General features: G+C 64.3%; 22 protein-coding genes. 13 read left to right on the top strand and 9 right to left on the bottom strand.

The genetic code is table 11. The annotated features are described in order from the left end of the window. The first annotated feature begins 49 nt into the window (after positions 1 to 49). Genes C0V78_RS02410 through mazG form a run of 10 tightly spaced genes read left to right on the top strand, consistent with a single transcriptional unit; the run spans position 50 to position 8,950 of the window. Positions 50 to 1,069, top strand: a complete 1,020-nt coding sequence (locus C0V78_RS02410; RefSeq protein WP_101796270.1) for a lytic transglycosylase domain-containing protein — start codon at positions 50 to 52, stop codon at positions 1,067 to 1,069. Beyond that, positions 1,053 to 1,973 (top strand): SPOR domain-containing protein, encoded by a 921-nt coding sequence (locus C0V78_RS02405; RefSeq protein ID WP_254049791.1) that lies wholly within the window; start codon positions 1,053 to 1,055, stop codon positions 1,971 to 1,973. The genes C0V78_RS02410 and C0V78_RS02405 overlap by 17 nt, the downstream gene beginning before the upstream one ends. Before the next feature lie 43 nt (positions 1,974 to 2,016). Then, the gene (locus tag C0V78_RS02400) at positions 2,017 to 3,243 is read left to right on the top strand and encodes a D-alanyl-D-alanine carboxypeptidase family protein (RefSeq protein ID WP_254049790.1); all 1,227 of its coding nucleotides are present in this window, start codon (positions 2,017 to 2,019) and stop codon (positions 3,241 to 3,243) included. Next, the gene (tmk, locus tag C0V78_RS02395; protein ID WP_101796268.1) at positions 3,240 to 3,866 is read left to right on the top strand and encodes a dTMP kinase; all 627 of its coding nucleotides are present in this window, start codon (positions 3,240 to 3,242) and stop codon (positions 3,864 to 3,866) included. Before C0V78_RS02400 ends, tmk begins: the two co-directional genes overlap by 4 nt. Then, complete coding sequence (locus C0V78_RS02390) at positions 3,863 to 4,822, top strand: AAA family ATPase (protein ID WP_101796267.1); 960 nt, start codon at positions 3,863 to 3,865, stop codon at positions 4,820 to 4,822. The genes tmk and C0V78_RS02390 overlap by 4 nt, the downstream gene beginning before the upstream one ends. A 29-nt stretch (positions 4,823 to 4,851) precedes the next feature. Beyond that, complete coding sequence (gene metG / locus C0V78_RS02385; protein WP_101796266.1) at positions 4,852 to 6,411, top strand: methionine--tRNA ligase; 1,560 nt, start codon at positions 4,852 to 4,854, stop codon at positions 6,409 to 6,411. Then, on the top strand, positions 6,411 to 7,187 hold the full coding sequence (locus C0V78_RS02380; RefSeq protein ID WP_101796265.1) for a TatD family hydrolase: 777 nt from the start codon (positions 6,411 to 6,413) through the stop codon (positions 7,185 to 7,187). Before metG ends, C0V78_RS02380 begins: the two co-directional genes overlap by 1 nt. Then, the gene (locus C0V78_RS02375; protein ID WP_101796264.1) at positions 7,184 to 7,951 is read left to right on the top strand and encodes an MBL fold metallo-hydrolase; all 768 of its coding nucleotides are present in this window, start codon (positions 7,184 to 7,186) and stop codon (positions 7,949 to 7,951) included. Before C0V78_RS02380 ends, C0V78_RS02375 begins: the two co-directional genes overlap by 4 nt. Then, a complete protein-coding gene (locus C0V78_RS02370; RefSeq protein WP_101796263.1) occupies positions 7,948 to 8,127 on the top strand; it encodes a hypothetical protein in 180 nt (59 codons plus the stop codon). Before C0V78_RS02375 ends, C0V78_RS02370 begins: the two co-directional genes overlap by 4 nt. Before the next feature lie 52 nt (positions 8,128 to 8,179). Further along, positions 8,180 to 8,950, top strand: coding sequence for a nucleoside triphosphate pyrophosphohydrolase (gene mazG / locus C0V78_RS02365; RefSeq protein WP_101796262.1), 771 nt, complete (start codon positions 8,180 to 8,182; stop codon positions 8,948 to 8,950). Here the strand turns inward: mazG and hflX are convergent. From hflX to dusB, 7 genes are all read right to left on the bottom strand, one after another. Then, positions 8,939 to 10,225: a GTPase HflX gene (gene hflX / locus C0V78_RS02360; RefSeq protein ID WP_254049789.1), complete on the bottom strand. Its 1,287-nt coding sequence runs from the start codon at positions 10,223 to 10,225 to the stop codon at positions 8,939 to 8,941. The two genes, mazG and hflX, sit on opposite strands and share 12 nt — an antisense overlap. A gap of 47 nt (positions 10,226 to 10,272) precedes the next feature. After that, positions 10,273 to 10,830: an RNA chaperone Hfq gene (hfq, locus tag C0V78_RS02355; RefSeq protein ID WP_101796261.1), complete on the bottom strand. Its 558-nt coding sequence runs from the start codon at positions 10,828 to 10,830 to the stop codon at positions 10,273 to 10,275. A gap of 158 nt (positions 10,831 to 10,988) precedes the next feature. After that, positions 10,989 to 12,377 (bottom strand): sigma-54 dependent transcriptional regulator, encoded by a 1,389-nt coding sequence (locus C0V78_RS02350; RefSeq protein WP_101796260.1) that lies wholly within the window; start codon positions 12,375 to 12,377, stop codon positions 10,989 to 10,991. Between the two features lie 15 nt (positions 12,378 to 12,392). Continuing rightward, positions 12,393 to 14,621, bottom strand: a complete 2,229-nt coding sequence (locus C0V78_RS02345; protein WP_254049788.1) for an ATP-binding protein — start codon at positions 14,619 to 14,621, stop codon at positions 12,393 to 12,395. A gap of 57 nt (positions 14,622 to 14,678) precedes the next feature. After that, positions 14,679 to 16,091, bottom strand: coding sequence for a sigma-54 dependent transcriptional regulator (locus C0V78_RS02340; RefSeq protein WP_101796258.1), 1,413 nt, complete (start codon positions 16,089 to 16,091; stop codon positions 14,679 to 14,681). Next, positions 16,088 to 17,173 carry a nitrogen regulation protein NR(II) gene (locus tag C0V78_RS02335; protein ID WP_254049787.1) on the bottom strand — a complete coding sequence of 362 codons (1,086 nt, stop codon included), beginning with the start codon at positions 17,171 to 17,173 and terminating at the stop codon, positions 16,088 to 16,090. The genes C0V78_RS02340 and C0V78_RS02335 overlap by 4 nt, the downstream gene beginning before the upstream one ends. Before the next feature lie 11 nt (positions 17,174 to 17,184). Continuing rightward, on the bottom strand, positions 17,185 to 18,201 hold the full coding sequence (gene dusB / locus C0V78_RS02330) for a tRNA dihydrouridine synthase DusB (RefSeq protein ID WP_101796256.1): 1,017 nt from the start codon (positions 18,199 to 18,201) through the stop codon (positions 17,185 to 17,187). A gap of 74 nt (positions 18,202 to 18,275) precedes the next feature. Between dusB and C0V78_RS02325 the strand changes: the two genes are divergently transcribed. Genes C0V78_RS02325 through C0V78_RS02315 form a run of 3 tightly spaced genes read left to right on the top strand, consistent with a single transcriptional unit; the run spans position 18,276 to position 20,473 of the window. Then, complete coding sequence (locus C0V78_RS02325) at positions 18,276 to 19,427, top strand: bifunctional 2-C-methyl-D-erythritol 4-phosphate cytidylyltransferase/2-C-methyl-D-erythritol 2,4-cyclodiphosphate synthase (protein WP_101796255.1); 1,152 nt, start codon at positions 18,276 to 18,278, stop codon at positions 19,425 to 19,427. A gap of 17 nt (positions 19,428 to 19,444) precedes the next feature. Then, positions 19,445 to 19,969 carry a hypothetical protein gene (locus C0V78_RS02320; RefSeq protein WP_144039820.1) on the top strand — a complete coding sequence of 175 codons (525 nt, stop codon included), beginning with the start codon at positions 19,445 to 19,447 and terminating at the stop codon, positions 19,967 to 19,969. 6 nt (positions 19,970 to 19,975) lie between these two features. After that, positions 19,976 to 20,473 carry a CinA family protein gene (locus C0V78_RS02315; RefSeq protein ID WP_101796253.1) on the top strand — a complete coding sequence of 166 codons (498 nt, stop codon included), beginning with the start codon at positions 19,976 to 19,978 and terminating at the stop codon, positions 20,471 to 20,473. On the opposite strand, the gene C0V78_RS02310 is transcribed toward C0V78_RS02315, so the two are convergent. Together C0V78_RS02310 and lipA are read right to left on the bottom strand one after the other, a co-directional pair. Continuing rightward, a complete protein-coding gene (locus C0V78_RS02310; protein ID WP_101796252.1) occupies positions 20,434 to 20,895 on the bottom strand; it encodes a type II toxin-antitoxin system RatA family toxin in 462 nt (153 codons plus the stop codon). The two genes, C0V78_RS02315 and C0V78_RS02310, sit on opposite strands and share 40 nt — an antisense overlap. Continuing rightward, positions 20,895 to 21,851, bottom strand: coding sequence for a lipoyl synthase (gene lipA / locus C0V78_RS02305; protein WP_101796251.1), 957 nt, complete (start codon positions 21,849 to 21,851; stop codon positions 20,895 to 20,897). Before lipA ends, C0V78_RS02310 begins: the two co-directional genes overlap by 1 nt. Between the last annotated feature and the right edge of the window lie 48 nt (positions 21,852 to 21,899).

Below are 21,899 nucleotides of genomic sequence, written 5' to 3'. Positions count from 1 at the left end.
TCGCCTCTTGGCCGCTGCGTCCGCTACACTGGCCCTCGCGCCGCAGCACATGGCGGCGCAGACCGGGCAGATGGTCGCGGTTCCGGTGGTGCAGGCGGTGCCGGCCAGTCCCCCACCGGAGGCGGATCCCGCCTTTCGCGGTTATGTCCAGTTGCTCGCAGCTCGTGCCCGTGCCGAAGGGGTGAGCGAGGCGACGATCCGGGCCTATACCGAAGGGCTGACGCCCAATCCGCGCGTCATCTCGCTTGACCGTTCGCAACCGGGAACGACGACCAGCGGGGCCATCCCACGGTTCGAGCCCTATCGCCGGACCCATGTCGATGCCAACCGGATTGCAGGGGGCAGGCGCACATACCAGGAGGTTGCCAGCTTCGTTCCGGGGATCGAGGCGAAATACGGCGTGCCTGCGCCGGTGCTGCTGGCAATTTTCGGCCATGAAAGCAATTACGGCCGGATCAAGGGCGATTTCGACCTTGCCCGCGCGCTCGCGACGCTGGCTTACGAAGGACGTCGCCGGGAACTCTTCGCCGGTGAGTTCATTGCCGTGCTCAAGATGGCCGATCGTGGCATCTCGCGTGAGCGCCTGAAGGGATCCTGGGCTGGCGCCTTCGGCAATCCCCAGTTCCTGCCCAGCGTCTACCTGCGGCTCGCCGTGGATGGCGACGGCGATGGCGATCGCGATATCTGGCATTCGCAGGCCGATACGCTGGCTTCCATCGCCAATTATTTCCGCGATGCCGGATGGCGGCCCGGCCAGCCCTGGGGCGTTGCCGCAAGCGTACCGGCGGATTTCAGACGGGCTTCGGTTGCCAGCACGTCCCGTTCGCCCACCTGTCCGCGCGTTCATGCCCGCCATTCGCGCTGGATGACCGTGGCGGAATGGAAGGCGCTGGGCATCCAGCCACTTGCACCGATCGAAGATTCCGTCATGGCCAGCCTGTTCGAACCCGACGGGCCGGGCACTCCCGCTTACCTGTTAACCGGGAATTATCGGGTTATCCTCCACTATAACTGCTCGAACTTCTACGCTCTTTCCGTGGGGTTGCTTGCAGATGAGATCTCCCGCTAGCCGCATTGCGGCGCTGATGCTTACCACGATGCTCGCCGCGTGCGGGGGTAATGGCGCCGATAGCGGCACGCTTGCCTCCGCCTCGCAGGCGCTTACCACCGGTCCGGCGGCCGACTATCCAATGGTTCTGGGTGATCCCTTCGTGGTCGATGGTGTCACCTATACCCCGCAGGACAGGCTCAATTTCGACCAGGTCGGCTATGCCGGCGTGGACGTGGGCGGAGACCAAGGGATTACCATTGCCCACCGCACCCTGCCGCTGCCCAGCTATGCCGAGGTAACCTCTCTCGACAGCGGACGGACGATCCTCGTTAGGGTTACGCGCCGCGGCCCCATGGCGGGGTCGCAGATTGTCGAACTTTCGCCTGGGGCTGCCAACCAGCTTGGCGTGACCGCAGAGCGCGCGCCGATCCGCATCCGCCGGGTCAATCCGCCCGAGCCCGAACGCGCTGCCCTGCGAGAAGGCCGTGCGGCACCGCTGCGCATCGATACGCCCAAGTCGCTGGTTGCGGTTCTGCGCCGGAAGCTGGAGCCTGGCTCGGCTCCCGCACTGCTGCCGATGCCCAAGGCAAACGAAGCAGTTGCTGCCGCCGCGGCCCCGGTTCCCGCTGCTGAAAAGCCGGCGGTGGTCAAGGTGCCGGTTGTAAAGGCACCCGTGGCACCCGTGGCAAAAGCACCGGAAAAGCCGGTTCCCGCAGGCAGCCTGATCGTGCAGGTCGGTGCCTTCTCAAGCGCCGAAAAGGCAGGGACCATCGCCAAGGCACTGGGCGCGCGGGTTTCTTCCGCAGCCAGCCTGCACCGCGTGCGGCTGGGGCCGTTCGCCACCCGTGGACAAGCCGAAGCCGCGCTGGCGAAGGCCAAGGCGGCTGGCTATAGCGAAGCACGAATCCAGCGCGCGAACTGACGGGAATCCGGGATCCGCGCGCTGCCTGCACGCGGGAACCGAATTGAAAAGAAGCGCCCTGAAATTCCTGCCGCTGCTGGCCTTGCCGCTGGCAGCCATGCCTGTGCTGTCTGCGCCGATCGACATGGTGACATCGGTCATCGATGCGCCGCAGCCGGCCATGCCCGCAATTGTCCAGGCCGATCCTGCCCGCCCGCCGGCGGAGCTGGACAAGGTGCCGATCGCTTTCCTCGTCGACATGGGATCGGGGCAAGTGCTCTATTCCAAGGAGCCGGACCGGCGCTTCGTACCGGCTTCGATCACCAAGGTGATGACGCTCTATACCGCTTTCGAACAGATGCGGCAGGGGCGGATCAGGCCCGAACAGGTCATGCCGATGAGCCTTGAGGCTTTCCGCAAGTGGCAGCGCGTTGGCACGACGATGTACCTCGACCCGTCCCAGAAGCCGACGGTGAATGACCTGCTGCTGGGCATCGCCACGGTTTCCGCCAACGACGCCTCGGCCGTGCTGGCGGAGGGCGCGGGCGGATCGATGCAGAACTGGCTGGCGCTGATGAATGCCGAAGCCCGCCGCATCGGCATGACCAACAGCCATTTCGGCACGCCCAACGGCTGGATGGACGAAGGCGAAACCTATGTCACCGCGCGCGACCTGGTAACGCTGGCCGGGGCGATCGTGGCCGGCCACCCGGAACGCTACAAGCGCTATATCGGCCACAAGTCGCTCGTCTGGGGCGACAAGACCAAGCAAAACCACGATCCGCTGATCGGCGTGGTCAAGGGGGCCGACGGCATCAAGACCGGCTTCACCAACCAGGCCGGCTTCGGCTACCTCGGCTCGGCCGAGCGCGATGGCCGGCGGCTGGTGATGGTCGTGGCCGGGGGTAACCGCGCCAAGGAGCGTGATGCCGCTGCCCGTGTGCTGATGGAATGGGGCTTTGCCGCCTTTTCCAACCGCCCGATCTTCGCACCCGGCGCGCAGGTGGGCGAAGCGCGCGTCCAGGGGGGCAACACGCTGCATGTGCCGCTGGTCGCGCCGGCAGCTTTCGGCATCACCTTGCCCCGCGACGCAAAGGGCGACGCCGCGCTGCGCATCGTCTATGACGGACCGATCGAGGCACCGATCGCGAAGGGAAGCAGGGTGGCATCGCTGGAAATCCGCGCCGGGAAGGGCGAACCCCACCGCGTTCCGCTGTTCGCCGGCGCCGATGTGCGGCCTGCGAACTGGATGGAGCGTTTGCGCAACGGCATCGTGAGCCCGTTTCTTTGAGCCGTGGTCGCTTCATCGCGCTGGAAGGCGGGGAAGGGGCTGGCAAGAGCACCCAGGCCCGCCTGCTGGCCGATGCCCTGCGCCTCCGCGGGGTGGAAGTCGTGGTCACGCGTGAGCCGGGAGGCACGCCCGGCGCGGAAGCCATCCGGGGCCTGTTGCTCGGCCTTGATGGCGATGGCTGGAACGCCCGCGCCGAAGCGCTGCTGTTTGCTGCGGCCCGGTCTGACCATGTCGAGCGCCTGATCCTGCCTGCGGTAGAGCGCGGCGCGTGGGTCGTCTGCGATCGCTTCGTTGATTCCAGCAGGGCCTATCAGGGCGGCGGCGGCGGCCTTTCCGATGCCGAGATCATGGAACTGCACCGCATCGGCAGCCATGGCCTTCTGCCGGACCTGACCTTGCTGATCGAGGTCAGCCCCGATGTCGCCGCCGGGCGGCTCGCCGCGCGGGACGGAGACAGCGCGGACCGCATCGGCGGTCGTCCTGCCGATTTCCACGCCCGCGTAGCCGCTGCCTTCGACCGCTTCGCCAGCGCAGATCCTGCGCGCTTTGCCCGGATCGATGGCGATGGAACGCCCGAACAGACCCACACGCTGGTTCTGGCCGCACTGGATATCGGGGAATGAGCCTCATCGGCCATGACGATGCCTGGCGCGAATGGCGCGCGGCCATGGCTGGCGAACGGATGCACCACGCCTGGATGCTCGTCGGACCGAAAGGCACAGGAAAAGGGCTGTTTGCCCGCGCTGCCGCCGCCGAACTGGTCGCGCAGGCAGGCGTTCCCCAACCGCCTTTCGATCATCACCCCGACATCCTGATCCCGGAGCATCCGCCCGAGAACAAGGAAGAAACCAAGAAGCGCGACGACGGGCAGGCCTACAAGCGCAAGCGCTCGATCCCCGTCGACGAAGTTCGCGCCTTGCAGCACCGGCTCGTCACCCGCCCGACGCTCGGTCCCCGCCGCGCGGTGATCTTCGACCCGGCTGACGATCTTGAGAAAAGCGCCTCCAACGCACTGCTCAAAAGCCTTGAGGAACCACCGGTCGGCACCTTCTTCTTGCTGGTGACGCATCGGCCTGCGCGATTGCTGCCCACCATCCGGTCGCGCTGCCGGATCCTGCGGTTCCCGGCTCTCACCGATGCCGAGATGAACCGCATCGTCGCGCAGGAAACGCCGCAGGCCGACAGCGCGACCCGTGCCGCCGCCATTGCCGCCGCCCAGGGATCGCCAGGCGCCGCGCTAGATTTCGTCGATCAGGACCTTGGTGCGTTGCACCGGATCATGCAGCAGCTGGTCGCGGAAGGCGATGCGCAGTTTACCCTGCGCGGAGAGCTTGCCGCGCAAATCGGCGCGAGGCCGACCCGCGAGCGTATCCAGGCGACGCTCGACCTCGCCCGTGCCGTCCTGGCCGGCAACCTTCGCGGCATGAGCGCCGCGCAACAGGCGCGTGTGGTCGACGTTCACGCCGCGCTGGCGCAGCTGACGGCAGAAGCGCCCACGGCCAATTTCGAACCCGGACTGCTCGCCATGGAAATTGGCGGGTTGCTGGCCTCGGCTGCGATGCCTAGAGAGACCGCCTGACTTCAGGCAGAGAAAGTGCGCAACCGGCCATGGCCGAACCCTTCTACATTACCACCGCGATTTCCTATCCTAACGGCAAGCCGCACATCGGCCATGCCTATGAAGCGATCGCCGCCGATGTCATCGCCCGCCACCAGCGGCTGCGGGGCAGGGACGTGCGCTTCCAGACCGGGACTGACGAGCACGGCCTGAAGATGGCCCAGAAGGCACGGGACCTGGGCAAGACGCCGAAAGAACTGTCTGATGAAATGTCGCAGTATTTCATCGATATGTGCGATGCACTGAATGTCTCGTATGATGTTTTCCTGCGCACCACGGAACCGCGTCATCACGCCTCGGTTCAGGAGTTGTGGCGGCGAATGGAAGCCAAGGGCGATCTCTACCTCGATCGCTACGAGGGCTGGTATTCGATCCGTGACGAGGCCTATTACGATGAAAGCGAACTGACCGCAGGGGAAGGGGGCCAGAAGCTCTCGCCGCAGGGCACGCCGGTCGAATGGACGGTTGAGGAAAGCTGGTTCTTCCGCCTTTCCAAATATGCCGGACCGCTACTGGCGCTGTACCGCGATCACCCGGAATTCCTCCAGCCCGACAGCCGCCGCAATGAAGTGACACGTTTCGTCGAGGGCGGCCTGCGCGATCTTTCGGTGTCGCGGACCAGCTTCGACTGGGGCGTCAAGGTGCCGGGCAGCGATAACCACGTGATGTACGTGTGGGTCGATGCCCTGACGAACTACATCACCGGCCTCGGCTTTCCCGATGAAACGCCAGAAATGGCCAAGTGGTGGCCGGCAGACCTGCACCTGATCGGCAAGGACATCGTCCGCTTCCACACGATCTACTGGCCCGCCTTCCTGATGAGCGCCGGCCTTCCGCTGCCCAAACAGGTGTTCGGCCACGGCTTCCTGCTCAACCGCGGGCAGAAGGAATCGAAGTCGCTTGGCAATGTCACCGATCCGCTGGAGCTGGCAGAGCGCTTCGGCGTCGATGCCCTGCGCTATTTCCTGATGCGCGAAGTCGCCTTCGGGCAGGACGGTTCCTATTCGCCCGAAGCCATCGTCACGCGCTGCAATGCGGAACTGGCCAATTCGTTCGGCAACCTCGCGCAGCGCGTGCTGTCGATGATTTTCAAGAACCTCGACGGCAAGCTGGCGGACTTTACCCCGGCCGAAGCCGATGCCACCCTGCTGGCGACGGTGCGCAATGCCTGCCAGTCGGATCTTCCGCAGGCGTTCGATGCGCTGGACTTCACCGCAGGCACCGATGCCTGGATGCGCGCCGTTTTTGCCTGCAACCAGTACGTGGACGAGCAGGCGCCGTGGACCCTCAAGAAAACCGACCCGGACCGGATGGCAGTCGTCCTGCTGACACTGTTCCGCGCCGTGCGGGAGCTGGCGATTGCCGTTCGCGCCCTTGTTCCCGCCTCAGCAGACAGGCTGCTCGACCAGATGGGCGTGCCTGCCGATGAGCGCAACTACGCCGCCTATGACGATGCTGAATGGTACGGCCGCCTCGTCTCCAGCGGTTTCACGCTGTCGCAGCCGGTCGGTGTGTTCCCGCGCCTCGAACTGCCTGCCGAAGACGCCTGATGCTGATCGATTCGCACTGCCACCTGAACTACAAGGGCCTGGTCGAAGACCAGCAGGCAGTGCTCGCCCGCGCGCGCGAAGCCGGAGTCACCGGCTTCCTCAACATCTCGACCCGTCAGCGCGAATGGGCGGATATCATCGGCCTGGCCGAGCGCGAGAACGATGTCTGGGCCAGTGTCGGCATCCATCCGCACGAGGCCGACGCCCATGCCGATCTGGGTGAGGGGGCGCTGATCGAGGCTGCCGCCCATCCGCGCGTGATCGCCATCGGCGAGACGGGCCTCGATTACTATTACGACCATTCCGACCGGGCGACGCAGCAGGCGCTGTTTCGCACCCATATCGCCGTTTCGCGCGAAACCGCGCTGCCCCTGATTGTCCACACGCGTGATGCCGAAGCGGATACTGCCGCAATCATCGCAGAGGAAATGGAGAAGGGCGCCTTCCCGGCGCTGATCCATTGCTTCACCGCATCTGCGGGCTTTGCGCGGCAGATGATCGATCTTGGCCTGATGATATCATTATCTGGTATCGTCACTTTCAAGAACGCGAAGGAGCTTCAGGAAGTGGCCGCCGAGGTTCCCGAGGACCGCTTGCTTGTCGAGACGGACTCGCCCTTCCTTGCGCCGGTCCCGCATCGCGGAAAGACGTGCGAACCGGCGTTCGTGGCCGATACCACGTGGTTTGTGGCGGGGCTGCGCGGGGTGAGCGAGGATCAGCTCCGCGAAGCGACCACGCGCAATTTCTTCAGGCTTTTCAGCAAGGCAGCCGCATGAAGGCGCTGATCCTTGGATCGGGAACTTCCACCGGGGTGCCACGGGTCGGCAACGACTGGGGCGAATGCGATCCCGCGGAACCGCGCAACCGCCGCAGCCGGGCATCCGTGCTGATCGAGAGCAACGATGGAGCCCGCTTGCTCGTCGATACCTCGACAGACCTGCGGTCGCAGTTGCTGGCCAATGATATCGACCGGATCGACGGCGTGTTCTGGACCCACGAACATGCCGACCATTGCCACGGCATCGATGACCTTCGCGTCCTGCGCTACGGGCGAGCCGGACCGATCCCCGGTTATGCCAATGGCGATAACGTGCGCATCCTGCGCCAGCGCTTCGGCTATGCCTTTGCCGGGCAGCACGGCTATCCAACGATCATCTCGCTCGATACGCTGGATCACGTCCGGATCTGTGCAGGGATCGGCATCGGCTGGGTGCAGATGCCGCACGGGCCCGGAGAGACGACCGGATTCCGCTTCGATTGTGACGGAAAGTCTATAGTTTACGCCACAGACTTCAGCGCAATTACGAAGGATATGGTCGACCTGTTTTACGGTTGCGACCTGCTGATCGTCGATTGCCTGCGCCGTGAGCCGCATCCAACGCATGCGCATCTGGGAATGTCGCTCGAACTGGCCGAAGCGACACGTGCTGGTACAACCGTTCTGACGCATCTCGACAAGTCGCTCGATTATGCCACTTTGAGCGCCGAAGTGCCGGACCATGTGAAGGTCGGCTTCGATGGCATGGAGATCGTGGCATGATCAGTCCGGAGGTTGTGTTTTCCTTGCTGGCGATGACAGCCGCGGCATTCCTGGCCTGGCGGTCTTATCGCAGCCATCGCGTTCCGTTCGAGAAGTCGATGATGATGGCAGTAGCCTGGGCGGTGATTATCGCGGGCCTGACTTTTATCGTTTCCCGGCTGGGTTCAGGGGCCTGACCTACCCTGTGCCCGCGCCTCTATTTAACATAATATATATTATCAATCCAATATGTCCGAACCTCTGAACCGCCTTCTCTCCATCATGGCCCGGCTGCGCGATCCGCAGACCGGATGCGAATGGGATGTCGCGCAAACATTTGAGACGATCGCGCCCTACACGATCGAGGAAGCCTATGAGGTTACCGATGCGATCCTAAGGCGCGACATGGCGGCCTTGAAGGATGAACTTGGAGACCTGCTGCTTCAGGTCGTGTTCCACGCCCGCATGGCCGAAGAAGCCGGACTGTTCGATTTCGATGCTGTCGCGACAGCCATCAGCGAGAAAATGGAAGCGCGCCATCCGCACGTGTTCGGTGACGCGCCAGATCTGGGCCAGTCACGCGAACAACGCTGGGAAGCGCTCAAGGCCGAGGAACGCGCCGCCAAAGGCGCCACCAGCGCGCTCGATGGCGTTGCCATCGCCCTGCCGGCGCTGATGCGCGCGGAAAAGCTGCAGAAACGCGCAGCTCGTGTCGGTTTCGACTGGCCCGATGCCGAAGGACCGGCAGACAAGCTGCGCGAGGAAATGGCCGAGCTCGCCGAGGCTTGCGAACCGGACCACATTGTCGAAGAAGCCGGCGATATGCTGTTCGCAGCGGTAAACCTCGTCCGCAAACTCGGCATAGCGCCCGAAGATGCCCTGCGGGCTGCCAATGCGAAGTTCGAACGCCGCTTTCGCCAGATGGAAGAGATTGCCAGAGCCAGCGGCGCTGATTTTGCTGGACTAGACCTCGAGGCTCAGGAAGCCTTGTGGAGCGCCGCAAAGGCCTCAGAGGCGTGAATAGCGCCCCAGTTCACGCGGCGTCAGCCGAACGCTGAGCCGCCTCAGGGGGCCCTCCTCCCCTTCTCCGCCATCCTCGTCGCCCACCACTTCGCCATGCGAATGCAGCCACGCTATCCGCTGGCCGTCGCTGGCGGGAATCGTGAACAGGTGAAGGCGCGCATCGCCCGTCAGCAAGGCGCCCAATTCTTCTAGCAGAACACTGCAATTATGACCGGTAAGTGCGGACAGGATAATGATCTTCTCATCCCTGCGCCGCTGCCGCTTTTCCTCCAGATCTTCGACTTGCGCGGGATCGAGAAGATCCCATTTGTTCCAGACTTCGACAATAGGAACCCGCGCTTCGCCGTCTTCCTCGCCATCGACAATCCCGAGCCCGGCGAGCACTTCGAGAACCTGCGCCTTTTGCGCCGCGCTGTCGGGATTGGCGATATCGCGCACGTGGACGATGACATCGGCCGCGGTCACCTCCTCAAGCGTCGCGCGGAAGGCCGCGACAAGCTGGGTCGGCAGGTCGGAAATGAAGCCCACGGTATCCGAAAGGATGGCCTTTTCGACCCCGGGCAGCCGGATCGCGCGCATGGTCGGATCGAGCGTGGCGAAGAGCAGGTCTTCCGCCATGACGTCGGCACCCGTGAGACGGTTGAACAGCGTGCTCTTGCCGGCATTGGTGTAACCCACCAGCGCGATCACGGGCCAAGGTGCCTTGCCGCGCCGCTGTCGGTGCAAGCCCCGCGTGCGGCGCACCTGCTCAAGCTCGCGCCGCAGCCGCGCCATGCGATCGCGGATCATCCGGCGGTCCGCCTCGATCTGAGTTTCGCCTGGGCCGCCAAGGAAGCCAAAACCGCCGCGCTGGCGCTCAAGGTGTGTCCAGCTGCGAACGAGCCGGCCCGCCTGGTAATCAAGGTGGGCAAGCTCGACCTGAAGGCGCCCTTCGGCGGTCCGGGCACGTTCGCCGAAGATTTCGAGGATCAGCCCGGTCCGGTCGATAACCTTGCGCTTCAGCTTTTCCTCAAGGTTGCGCTGCTGGATCGCGGTGAGCGAGCCGTCCACCACCACCAGCTCTGCCTCGCCTAAGGTGCAGGCGGTGGCAATGTTCTGGATCTGCCCTTCCCCGAACAGCGTGCCCGCTTTGGGATCGCGAATGGGGATGATCAGCCGTTCGGCAACGACCAGTCCGATGGCCAGTGCCAGCCCCTTGGCCTCTTCGAGCCGGCTGTCGCTGTCGACCTCGCCGCCGCGGCCCTTGCCCCGGATCACCGGGCACACGACCACGGCCCGGGCACCGCGGGTTACCTCGCCAGCAAGGTCTTCATTCTGGTTCAGGCTTCGTCCTCGTCGTCCTCGCCATGCAGGTCGACCGGGGTGACCGGCTGGATGGTCGAGACAGCATGCTTGTAGGCAAGCTGCACGTAGCCTTCGCGTTCGAGCAGCATGCAAAACAGGTCATAGGCCGCAACGCGACCCTGCAGCATCACGCCATTGACCAGGAACATGGTGACCTGCACGCCTGCCTGGCGAACCGAGGCCAGGAACACGTCCTGCAGCAGGCGCTGTTTCTTGTTGCCTTCCGCGCTGGTGAACTGGCGCGCATCGACCGGCTGGCTGGGCATGATCGTGCTGATCGCGTGCTTGTAGACAAGCTGGGATGCACCGTCGCGACGCAGCAGGATCGAGAAATTGTCAAACCAGGTCACGATACCCTGCAGCTTCACGCCCTTGACGAGGAACATCGTCACCGGGGTCTTGTTGCGGCGCAGCAGGTTGAGGAACTGATCCTGGAGATTGGGGCTGCCCTTGCCGGATACGGGCACGACCTCCTCCTTCGGTTCCGGCGTGGAGCGGGGACGCGCGGAGAGGGTCTTTCCTGAGGTTGGCATATGGTCTTTCCTTCTATCTTGGCGGCCGCTGATACGGTCCGCGATCTGGCCATCCGTCCCGCTTGCGCGCGGATGAAAACAGCCGTTTGTCTCAGGAAGTTACAACCTTGTGTCAGTGAGGTAAATCAAGAAATCGATCCACGATCACACAAATCGTGTCAGGAATCGCCCTCTTCGTCGCCTTCCTTGCCTGCCATGCCCAGCAGCTTCAGCTTGCGGTGAAGTGCCGATCGCTCCATGCCGATGAACGTCGCGGTCTTCGAGATGTTCCCGGAAAACCGCCGGATCTGGACCCGAAGGTACTCCCGCTCGAAGTTTTCACGGGCCTCGCGCAGCGGCACCCCCATCAGCGACGACATGCCGCTGTCACCGGCAATCCGGCCTGAAAGGATTTCGGGCGGCAGCATGTCCGATTCGATCCGGTCGAGCTTGTCGCGCGGCGTAAGGATCACGGTGCGTTCCACGACATTGCGCAACTGGCGCACGTTGCCGGGCCACTCGTAGCTTTGCAGCGCGGCCATGGCTTCCGGAGCGATTTCCGGCGGCGCAAGGCCCTGATCGGCGGCATAGCGCGCGAAGAAGTGATCGACGAGCACCGGAATGTCATCGCGCCGGTCGGAAAGCGCGGGGACTGCAACCGGCACGACATTGAGCCGATAGAACAGGTCCTCGCGGAACCGGCGCTCGGCAATCTCCTTTTCAAGATCCTTGGAGGTCGAGGAGATGACGCGCACATCCACCCTCACCTGCCGGTTGCCGCCAACCCGCACGAAAGCCTGTTCGGTCAGCACCCGCAGGATGCGCGCCTGCGTCGAGAGCGGCATGTCGGCCACTTCATCGAAATAGAGCGTGCCGCCGTCTGCCATTTCGAGAAGGCCGGGGCGAAGGAGGTTGCCATCCTGCTCTTCGCCGAAAAGCTCCTGCTCGAAGCGTTCAGGGGTGATGCGAGCGGAATTGACGCTGACGAAGGCGTTGCCGGCGCGCGGGCTCCAGGAATGGAGGATGCGAGCCGCGACTTCCTTGCCGGAACCTGCCGGCCCCGTGATGAGCAGGCGGCTCCCAGTGTTAGCAACCCGTTTAAGAGTTGCCCTCACCTGGTTGATCGCACTGGAATTTCCGGTGAATTCGAACTCCGGCGCCGTATTCTGCCGCAGCCGCGCATTTTCGCGCCGCAGCCGCTCCGTCTCGGTCGCCCGGCCAACCAGCAGCAGCAGTCGTTCGGCCTCGAAAGGCTTTTCGATGAAATCCATCGCGCCGCGGCTGATGGCCGAGACTGCCGTATCAATATTGCCGTGACCCGAAAAGATGATCACCGGCAGTTCCGGTTCGCGCGCCTTGATCGCATCGAGCACTTCCAGCCCGTCCATCGGGCTGCCGTGCAGCCAGACGTCGAGCAGCACCAGGCTCGGCCGGCGCTCGTCGATGGCGGCAAGCGCTGCGGCGCTGTCTCCCGCAGTGCGGCATTCGTAGCCCTCATCGCTGAGCACGCCGGCGACAAGATCGCGGATATCGCGTTCATCGTCGACGATCAGAATCTCGAGTGCCATTCCTTGTGCTCCAACCTATTCCGCTGCCTGTGGCGCCCGCTCACCCGAGAGCGGATCGCGCGCAAAACGCATTGTGACCTGGGTTCCCCCGCTTTCGACCGAAGCGAAGGTCATCTCGCCGCCGTGTTCCTCGACGATCTTCTTGACGATAGCGAGGCCGAGCCCCGTGCCCTTCTCGCGCGTGGTTACATAGGGCTCGACGATCCGCTCGCGGTCCTGTGGCAGGCCGATGCCATTGTCAGTTATTGCGATGACGAAGGACTCCCCTTCCCCGCGCATCGAAACCGAGACCTTGCCGCGATAGTCCGCCGCGGCGCTGCGCGCCCGCGCTTCCACCGCTTCGGTTGCATTCTTCAGCACGTTGGTCATCGCCTGGCCGAACTGGTGGCGATCGCACATCACGCGATCTGGCATGGCCGCATCGGCGCTGAACGAGAAATCGATGTCCGGACGGGCAACTTCCTGAAGGAACAGCGCCTGCCGGGCCAGATCGACCGGATCTTCGTTGCGGAACACGGGCTTAGGCAGACGCGCGAAGGAGGAGAACTCGTCGACCATCTTGCGCAGGTCCCCCACCTGCCGGATGATGGTGCTGGTCAGTTCCTCGAACAGTTCCGGATCCTGTTCGATCTGCTTCTTGTACCGGCGGTTGAGCCGCTCAGTCGCGAGCTGGATCGGGGTAAGCGGGTTCTTGATCTCGTGCGCGATGCGACGGGCGACATCCGACCACGCCGCCTGCCTCTGGTCGAGGACCTGCCGCGTGATATCTTCAAATGATATCACGTGACCAGTGCGGTCCTTTGCGATCTTCACCGCAAGGGTCAGCAGTTCGTTGCCCTTGCCGTACTGGATCACCGCCTGATCGCGCCCGGTCTCGACAAGCGCGGCCAGCTGCGGTGCGGCTTCTGCCAGGCTGGTGTCAATCGGCTCCTGCTCGGATCGATCGAACAGCAGGCGCATTGCGGGACTGTTGATCAGCTTGATCTCGCCATCACCGTCAATCGAGATGACGCCGGCGGAAACCGATTCCAGAACCGCCTCGATAAAGGCGCGGCGTTCATGCAACTGCTGGTTGGCGCTGACGAGGGCCTGCGTCTGACGTTCCAGCTGCGCGGTCATGCGGTTGAAGGCGCGGTTGAGCAGGCCCACCTCGTCCGCGCCGGTGCGTCCTTCGACCCGCATCGAGAAGTTACCGGCACCAACCTGCCGCGCAGCGGAAACCAGATCGTAAAGCGGCTTCACCTGCCGGTCCGCAAAGCGCAGGGCGATCCACACCGCAAAGCCGACAATCGCGAGCGAGAAGGTGAACAGCAGGATGTTGAAGCGCAGCTGCAATTGCCGGGCACGCGCGGTCAGAAGCTCGTAATCGCGCACGATATTCTCGGCTCGCTGGCCCTGGCTGAAAGCAAGCAGGTCCGAGCTGCGAGCGGCATAGAGATAAATGCCAGCCTGCCGGTCGATCGCCGTGACCGCCTCGACGCGGTTGGCGTTGACCTCAACCACCAGCGGCTCACCTTTCTCGAGACGAGCCAGCGTGGCGGGCTTTACCCGTTCGCGCGTCGCATTGCCTTCGGGATCGACGATGGCGACAGTCAGCAGCTTGCCGTCCGGCCCCTTTTGCAGGATCGCGCTTTCGTTCAGCCGCCGGTTGAGCACCTGATAGGAATAGCCTTCGCGGAAGGCGGGGCTGAGGATCGGCACCTGCCCGAGGTACTGGTGCAGGTCGCTGGCCATCATGATCGATTCATTGCCCACGTCACGGACATTCTGCTCGTAATAGCCGCGCGCCAGCTTGTTGGCGTTCTCCAGCAGCCCGCGCGACTTGTCAGAGAACCAGAACTCGACGCCCGACTGAAACAGGACGGAGGCGAAGATCACGACCAGCAGCGTCGGAATTGCCGCGATGATCGAGAACAGCAGCACAAGCTGCGTGTGCAAACGCCCGGTGCCGCCCAGCGTTTCCGCCGCGCGTTGCTTTGCCAGGCGACGGCCGAGCAGGACCAGCAGGGTCATGGCCGGAACCAGTGTGCCGATCAGCAGCGAGGCCGTTACATTGGTGCTGAGAAGGTTCCCCTTCTCGTCCGGCTGGGTCACCGTGTACCAGGTGATGCCCGACATGATGACAAAGGCCAGGCCGGAGAGAAACGCCAGTGTCGCAATGAAATTCGCCCGGCGGGCAGAAACCTGCATACGCCGCCAAAAACGCTGCAATGCACTGCGCTTTCGGGCCTGAATTTCACTCATCGTTGCAGGGTTACAACGTGACTGTTGCAGAATTGCAAGGCCTTTGTTTCGAGCGCGTCAATTCCTTCGGGCATAAGCGTCCGGGTCGATCCCCAACTCGCCTATGCGCTTGCGCAAGGTGTTGCGATTGATGCCCAAAATCTGCGCCGCGCGCAGCTGGTTGCCGCCTGTTTCCCGCAGCACCTCGGCAAAAAGCGGACGTTCGAAAGCGGCAAGGGCCTCGTCATAGACCTGTCCGGGCCTGGGTGCATTGCGAACCAGCCAGCGCGCCACTGCCTCTTCGAGGTTCTCCGCCCCCTGCCCGTCCGCGCCTTCGCGCGGCTGGCTGGCGAGCAAGGGCGCCAGCGCCGCTTCGTCGATCACGTCTTCTCGGGCGAGCAGCGCAGCCCGGTAGATGAAATTGCGCAGCTCACGCACGTTCCCGCGCCAGGGCTGGCGGGCAAGGAACGCTGCGCCATCGGCGGATAGCTGGTGCCTCGGCAAGCCCTCTCCCGCGGCCAGCACCAGGAAGTGGCGGGCAAGAGCCTCGATATCGTCGGCGCGCTCGCGCAGCGGCGGCATGTGGATCGGCACAACGTTGAGCCGGTAGAACAGGTCCTCGCGGAACTGCCCGGCAGCAATCAGCGGCTCCAGGTCCTTGTTCGTGGCGGCAACGATGCGGACATCGACCTTCACCTCGTCGCGACCGCCGACCCGGCGAACCGAACCGGATTGCAGGGCGCGCAACAGGCGGGTCTGGGCCTGCATCGGCATGTCGCCGATCTCGTCGAGGAACAGGGTGCCGCCGTTGGCCTGTTCGAACTTGCCGATGTGCCGGGCCACGGCTCCTGTGAATGCTCCCTTTTCGTGACCGAACAGCTCGCTCTCGATCAGTTCGGCCGGGATCGCGGCGGTGTTGACTGCCACGAACGGGCCTTCCCGGCGGTGGCCCAGCTGGTGGATCGCCTCGGCCACAAGCTCCTTGCCGGTTCCCGATTCACCCAGGATCAGCACCGTTAGGTCGTTGCGCAGTACGCGGGTGATCATGCGATAGACCGCCTGCATCGGCGCGGAACGCCCGACCAGCGGCAGGCCCTGCGGCGCGGGCTCGTCATCACCCAGGCCGGCTCCACCCGTGGCACCGGCGGCCTGCCTGACAGTGCGGGCAAGCTCGTCAATGTCGAACGGCTTGGGGAAATACTCGAAAGCGCCGGTATCGCTGGCCCGCACTGCCGTATCGAGCGTGTTCTGCGCCGAAAGCACGATTATCGGCATGTCGGGAAAATGCTCGCGGATCGTCGGCAGGCCTTCCATGCCGTCGCCATCGGTCAGCATCACGTCGGTCACCAGAACCGCATAACGCCCCTGCCCCAGCAGTCTGTCGCGCTCAGCAATCGAATCGCAATGGACCACGCTGAAACCCTCGGCCTCCAGCGCCGCGGTAATGACGATTGCGATCGACATGTCGTCTTCGACAAGGAGGACGCTCATCGCGGGGATTTTCCTTCTGCGGTTGCCAGCGGCAGGTGCAGGCGGAAATGGGTCCATCCGCCAGACTCGTCACGCTCGTGAGTGATGCGCCCGTTCATGTCGCGCACCAGTTTGCGCACGAGTGCGAGGCCCAGGCCCTGCCCGGTCTTCTTGGTGGTGACGAAGGGCTCGAAAATATGGTCGCGCATCGCCGGATCGACGCCCGGCCCGTTATCGCTGACGCGCAATTCGATGGGCAGGCGTACCGGCTTGGCGCCTGGCGTGGCCGCCGAAAGCTGGATGCCGCTGGAAAACCGCGTGCGCACGATGACCCGCGCACCGGGGCTGCCCTGACAGGCTTCCACCGCGTTCGAGAGGAGGTTGATCAATACCTGCAACAGACCGTCGCGACTGCCCAGGACCGGAGGCAGCGAGGGGTCGAATTCTTCCTCGATCGCCTTGCCCTTCCCCGCCGCATCAAGCACGGCGCGGGCCCGGCGGACGGCTTCGTGCAGGTTGCACGGCCCGACGGGGGCGACCGTGCGGCTGGAAAGCGCCTGCATCTCGTCGATCAGCCGCGCGATGCGATCAACCTCGTCCGCGATCAGCCCGGTCAGCGCGCGGTCTTTTTCATCGAGCTTGCGGGCCAGCAATTGCGCCGCACCGCGAATGCCGGAAAGCGGGTTCTTGATCTCATGCGCCAGGATTTCGGGTGCCCGCAGGACCGATTCCTCGTTCGCGCCGCTATCCCCGCCGAGCGCCTCGGCGGCGCTGGCGTCCTGCAGGGTGACGATCTGCCAGCCCTGCTCGTCGATCACGGGCGAAACCGTCATGTCGAGCCGTTTGGGACCGATGCCGGGCAAATCCGCACTGATATCACAGGCTGATATCGGTGCATCGCTGTCTGCCAGCCGTTCGATCATGCGGGGGTCGGCGAAACCGACGAGTTCGGTGAAGGCATGCCCCTGCAAGCGCCGCAGACTCTGCCCGAAGAACTGTTCGGCTGCCGGGTTCGCCTGGACCACCTTCTGCCCGGGCCCAAGCAGAACGACCGCCAGCCCGATCGAGGCGAGCTGCCGCTGGGCATCGGGGAAGTCCGGCACGGCCAGCCTGCTCAGGCCGCTTGCCGCTTCAGGAACGGCACATAGAATTCCCGAAGTAGCCTCAAAACTTCATCAGCTTGATCGACAAAGTTGACCTTATTTCGGAATTCTGCCGAGCCATGCAGGCCTTTCGTGTACCAGCCCAGGTGCTTGCGTGCCATCTTGACGCCAGTGTCCCGGCCGTAAAGCTCCAGCATCATCTCGTAATGCTCGATCATGGTCTCGAACTGGGTGTCGATATCAGGCTCTGCTATCGCGCTTCCGGTGCGCAGCCAGTGCATCATCTGCGCCAGCAGCCACGGTTTGCCATAGGCCCCGCGACCGACCATCACTCCGTCCGCGCCGGACTGTTCCAGCGCCTGCGCCACGTCGGCAATCGTGCAGATATCACCGTTGACGATGACGGGGATGGAAACCGCATCCTTCACGCTGCGCACGAAGCCCCAGTCCGCCTCACCCCGGTACATCTGGTTTCGCGTGCGGCCGTGGATCGTCACCATCTTCGCGCCGAGATCTTCGGCAATGCGGGCGAGTTCCGGGGCATTGAGGCTGTCATGACACCAGCCCATCCGCATCTTCACCGTCACCGGCACCTTCACAGCCTTCACCGTGGCCTCGATCAGCCTGGTCGCCAATGGCACGTCGCGCATCAGCGCCGATCCCGCGTCGCCGTTGACCACCTTGCGAACCGGGCAGCCCATGTTGATGTCGATAATCGCGGCACCGCGATCCTCCACCAGCTTCGCCGCCTCGGCCATCTGTGCGGGCTCGCAGCCGACAAGCTGCATGGAAACCGGGTCCTCGGCCGGATCCCACATCGCCTTTTGCAGCGACTGGCGCGTTTCGCGGATAGCCGCCGGGCTTGCGATCATCTCTGTCACGTTCAGCCCGGACCCGAAACGGCGCACCATCCGGCGGAACGGCAAATCGCTGACGCCTGTCATCGGGGCGAGGATCACCGGACAATCGATCGCGACCGGTCCGACGGCGATCGGCTTCAACTGGGGAGGGACGGGAACGGAGCTCATGATCTGTGCCTAAAATTTGGGCAGCGCTTAGTGGATTGCCCCGCGAACCGCAAGGTATTACCCGCGACAGGAACATGGAGCGCATTGCCCAATCGCTGCCCGGCCTAGCTGCCGTGATCGTTGCTGCCGGAGCCGGGCTGCGCGCTGGCCAGCCTGTGCCGAAGCAGTTTGCCCCCTGGCGCGGCAAGCCCCTTCTCCGCCATGCGGCGGAACGATTCGCCGCAGAAGGCATTTCCCCGATCGTGGTTGCCGTTCCCGAAGGTGCGGAAGCCATTGCAGAGGCTGCGCTGGCAGGCATTCCCGGCGCGCGGCTGGTAACCGGCGGAGCGACGCGACAGGCGTCGGTCCGCGCCGCTCTGGAAAGCCTTGAGGCCGATGCGCCGAGTGCGGTGCTGATCCATGACGCTGCCCGGCCCGACGTTCCGGTCGCTGTGCTCGAACGGCTGCTCGATGCCCTCGCCCGCCATGATGCGGCGATTCCCGTCCTGCCCGTGATCGACTCGCTGACCCAGACCGAAGGTGCGATGATGGGGAGGCCCGCGCGCCGGGAAGAGCTGCGCCGCGTACAGACCCCGCAGGCATTCCGGTATCCCGAGATCCTGGCCGCCCATCGCGCGTGGAGCGGCGAACCATTGGCCGGCGACGATGCGCAAGTCGCGCAGGCGGCGGGCATAGGCGTGGCCCTGGTCGAAGGAGACGAAGTGCTGAAGAAGCTGACCACGCCCGGCGATTTTGCGCAGGCTCCTACAGCCTTCCGCGTCGGGTCGGGCTATGACGTCCACCGGCTGGTCGAGGGCGAAGACCTTTGGCTGTGCGGAGCACGGATCGACCACAGCCACGGCCTGGCGGGGCATAGCGATGCGGACGTGGCGATCCATGCGCTCGTCGATGCGATCCTCGGCGCGGCGGGAGATGGCGATATCGGGAGGCACTTCCCGCCTAGTGATCCGCAGTGGAAGGGTGCCAGCTCGGACCGGTTCCTCGCCCATGCCGTGCAGCGCGCGGCAGAGGCGGGATGGAGCATCGGCAACGTCGACCTGACCATAATCTGCGAAGCGCCGAAAATAGGGCCGCACCGCGAGGCCATGCGCGCGCGGCTGGCAGAGATCATGGGCGTTGACATTGGCACCGTCAGCGTCAAGGCGACGACCACGGAAGGACTCGGCAGCACCGGCCGGCGCGAAGGCATTGCTGCCCAGGCCGTTGCCCTGCTGGTCCGCAACTGACACGGAAAGCGAGTGCCATGCGCGCCATTGCTTCGATTGCCGCCCTCTGCTCCCTCTCCATGTCGCAAGTCGCGCTGGCAGCCGATACGACCTGCCTGACACCGCGCGAGGCGACGGCTGTTGCTACCTATGCCATGCCGAGCATGATTGCCGGCACGACGCAGCGCTGCGGCAAGGCGCTGGGCAGCGATTCCTACCTTTCGCGCGAAGGTACGAAGCTGGCCGAGAAGTATGCAGCACGCAAAGGCGTGGCGTGGCCGGAAGCCAAGGCGGCGCTGCTTCGCGTCGGTGCGGGCAACCAGATGGTCGATGCGGTAAAGAACCTGCCTGACGCCACGGTGCAACCGGTGGTCGATACGCTAGTGACGAGCCTGATGGTGGAACATATCCCGGTCGATCGCTGCAAACCCATCGATCGCGCGCTGTGGCTGCTTTCGCCCCTGCCGCCCGAGAATACCGCCGAGCTGATTGCCCTTTCGCTGGGCATCATGGCGCAGGGCCAGAACCCGCGCATCGGCAAGATCGCCATTTGCAAGGCCTGAACAAAGATGCCCGAATCCCTGCTCCCCCCTGAACTCACCACCCTTGCCCGCCGCGTGGTTGAGGAAAACGCCGCTGCCGGCCGCAAGGTTGCGGTGGCGGAAAGCTGCACCGGCGGCCTCGTCGCGGCAGCCTTGACCGAGATCGCGGGTTCCTCCGCCGTTCTGGACCGCGGGTTCGTGACCTATTCGAACGAGGCCAAGCAGGAACTTCTGGGCGTTTCACCCGACATCATCGACACCTTCGGGGCCGTTTCGATTGCCTGTGTCTGGGCCATGGCGCACGGCGCGCTCAAGCACAGCCGTGCCGACGTGGCGGTTGCGATCAGCGGCATCGCCGGACCTGACGGTGGCAGCCGCGAAAAGCCGGTGGGCACGGTGGTTTTCGCCAAGGCCCTGCGCGGCGTGGAGGATTCGGATTCGGAGGAAAAGCACTTCGAACCCGGCACCCGGGCTGACGTCAGGCTTCAGGCAGCGCTGGTGGCGCTTGAGCTGCTGCTGCCGTAAAGTTCCTCAGCTCGCTTCTCAAAAGCGGCTACCATCTTGCGGAAAGCCTTGTCGAAATATTGACCGGCCAGCTTTTCGAATAGGGCGCTACGAAAGCTGAACTGCACGGAAAAATCCACCTCGCACCCGCCTTCCGGCAGGTCACGGAACTGCCACTTGTTATCGAGGTCCTTGAGCGGCCCATCGAGGTAGATAACCTCGATCGAATGCGGCCGCCGCTTGATGACGCGCGAGGCGAACTTTTCGCGAATGGCGGAAAAGCCGACCAGCATGTCGGCGATCATCTCGTCCTCGCTGTCGGAACGTACGCGCGTTGCCACTACCCAGGGCAGGAACTCGCCATAGCGGCCGACATCGGCCACCAGGTCGAACATCTGCGCCGCAGAGAACGGCAGGCGGCGGGTTTCCGCAATACCGGGCATCAGGCCTTCGCCGCTTCCTTCGCCAGCTTCGCCTCACGCGCGGCGCGCATCTGCTTGAAATCGTCGCCGGCGTGGTACGACGAACGCGTCAGCGGCGTTGCGGCGACCTGGAGGAACCCCTTGGCCCGGGCGATCGCGCCATAGGCATTGAACGCCTGCGGTGTGACGAATTCCTTCACTTCCGCATGCTTGGGGGTCGGACGCAGGTACTGGCCCATGGTCAGGAAATCGATCCCGGCGCTGCGCATGTCGTCCATCACCTGGTGGACTTCGAGCCGCTCCTCGCCAAGCCCGAGCATGATGCCGCTCTTGGTGAAGACCATCGGATCGTGGCGCTTCACTTCCTCAAGCAGCCGCAGCGATGCGTAATAGCGCGCGCCCGGGCGAATGGTGGGATAGAGACGCGGCACGGTTTCAAGGTTGTGGTTGTACACGTCGGGCCCGGCCGCGACGATGGCCTCCACCGCTTCGCGCATCTTGCCGCGGAAATCGGGGGTGAGGATTTCGATCGTCGTCTTCGGAGTCGTGCGGCGCAGGGCCTCGATCACCTTGACGAACTGCCCGGCCCCGCCATCGGCGAGATCGTCGCGGTCGACCGAGGTGATGACGATGTGCTCAAGCCCCATCTTGGCCGCCGCTTCGGCCACGTGTTCGGGCTCCAGCGGATCGACCTTGCGCGGCAGGCCAGTCTTGACGTTGCAGAAGGCGCAGGCGCGCGTGCAAACATCGCCCAGGATCATGACGGTGGCGTGCTTCTTGCTCCAGCACTCGCCGATGTTCGGGCAAGCCGCTTCCTCGCACACGGTGTTCAGCGACAGCCCGCGCATCAGGTCGCGGGTGGCGGCATATTCGCGGCTGGTCGGTGCCTTGACGCGGATCCAGTCGGGCTTGCGCTGACGCTCGGGAGCGCCTTCCCGGGCAACAACGGCGGTCGAGGCGGAAGACAGATCGTTCATAACGCGCCCATAGGCCGCATTCAGCCCCCTTGCCAGAGGCAATCGCCT

The sequence above is a fragment of the Novosphingobium sp. TH158 genome, from assembly GCF_002855555.1.
Classification (GTDB): Bacteria; Pseudomonadota; Alphaproteobacteria; order Sphingomonadales; family Sphingomonadaceae; genus Novosphingobium.
Note: the sequence above shows the minus strand (reverse complement) of the source record. Positions and strands in the feature narration are given on the sequence as shown.

Excerpts from the sequence above, each read along its gene's own strand:
- C0V78_RS02345 (WP_254049788.1), bottom strand. The coding sequence starts at position 14,621 with ATGAGTGAAATTCAGGCCCGAAAGCGCAGTGCATTGCAGCGTTTTTGG.
- metG (WP_101796266.1), top strand. The coding sequence starts at position 4,852 with ATGGCCGAACCCTTCTACATTACCACCGCGATTTCCTATCCTAACGGC.
- C0V78_RS02405 (WP_254049791.1), top strand. The coding sequence starts at position 1,053 with ATGAGATCTCCCGCTAGCCGCATTGCGGCGCTGATGCTTACCACGATG.
- C0V78_RS02390 (WP_101796267.1), top strand. The coding sequence starts at position 3,863 with ATGAGCCTCATCGGCCATGACGATGCCTGGCGCGAATGGCGCGCGGCC.
- lipA (WP_101796251.1), bottom strand. The coding sequence starts at position 21,851 with ATGAACGATCTGTCTTCCGCCTCGACCGCCGTTGTTGCCCGGGAAGGC.
- mazG (WP_101796262.1), top strand. The coding sequence starts at position 8,180 with ATGTCCGAACCTCTGAACCGCCTTCTCTCCATCATGGCCCGGCTGCGC.
- C0V78_RS02325 (WP_101796255.1), top strand. The coding sequence starts at position 18,276 with ATGGAGCGCATTGCCCAATCGCTGCCCGGCCTAGCTGCCGTGATCGTT.
- C0V78_RS02340 (WP_101796258.1), bottom strand. The coding sequence starts at position 16,091 with ATGAGCGTCCTCCTTGTCGAAGACGACATGTCGATCGCAATCGTCATT.
- C0V78_RS02410 (WP_101796270.1), top strand. The coding sequence starts at position 50 with ATGGCGGCGCAGACCGGGCAGATGGTCGCGGTTCCGGTGGTGCAGGCG.
- C0V78_RS02320 (WP_144039820.1), top strand. The coding sequence starts at position 19,445 with ATGCGCGCCATTGCTTCGATTGCCGCCCTCTGCTCCCTCTCCATGTCG.
- C0V78_RS02380 (WP_101796265.1), top strand. The coding sequence starts at position 6,411 with ATGCTGATCGATTCGCACTGCCACCTGAACTACAAGGGCCTGGTCGAA.
- C0V78_RS02370 (WP_101796263.1), top strand. The coding sequence starts at position 7,948 with ATGATCAGTCCGGAGGTTGTGTTTTCCTTGCTGGCGATGACAGCCGCG.
- C0V78_RS02310 (WP_101796252.1), bottom strand. The coding sequence starts at position 20,895 with ATGCCCGGTATTGCGGAAACCCGCCGCCTGCCGTTCTCTGCGGCGCAG.
- C0V78_RS02350 (WP_101796260.1), bottom strand. The coding sequence starts at position 12,377 with ATGGCACTCGAGATTCTGATCGTCGACGATGAACGCGATATCCGCGAT.
- C0V78_RS02375 (WP_101796264.1), top strand. The coding sequence starts at position 7,184 with ATGAAGGCGCTGATCCTTGGATCGGGAACTTCCACCGGGGTGCCACGG.
- dusB (WP_101796256.1), bottom strand. The coding sequence starts at position 18,201 with ATGAGCTCCGTTCCCGTCCCTCCCCAGTTGAAGCCGATCGCCGTCGGA.
- C0V78_RS02315 (WP_101796253.1), top strand. The coding sequence starts at position 19,976 with ATGCCCGAATCCCTGCTCCCCCCTGAACTCACCACCCTTGCCCGCCGC.
- hfq (WP_101796261.1), bottom strand. The coding sequence starts at position 10,830 with ATGCCAACCTCAGGAAAGACCCTCTCCGCGCGTCCCCGCTCCACGCCG.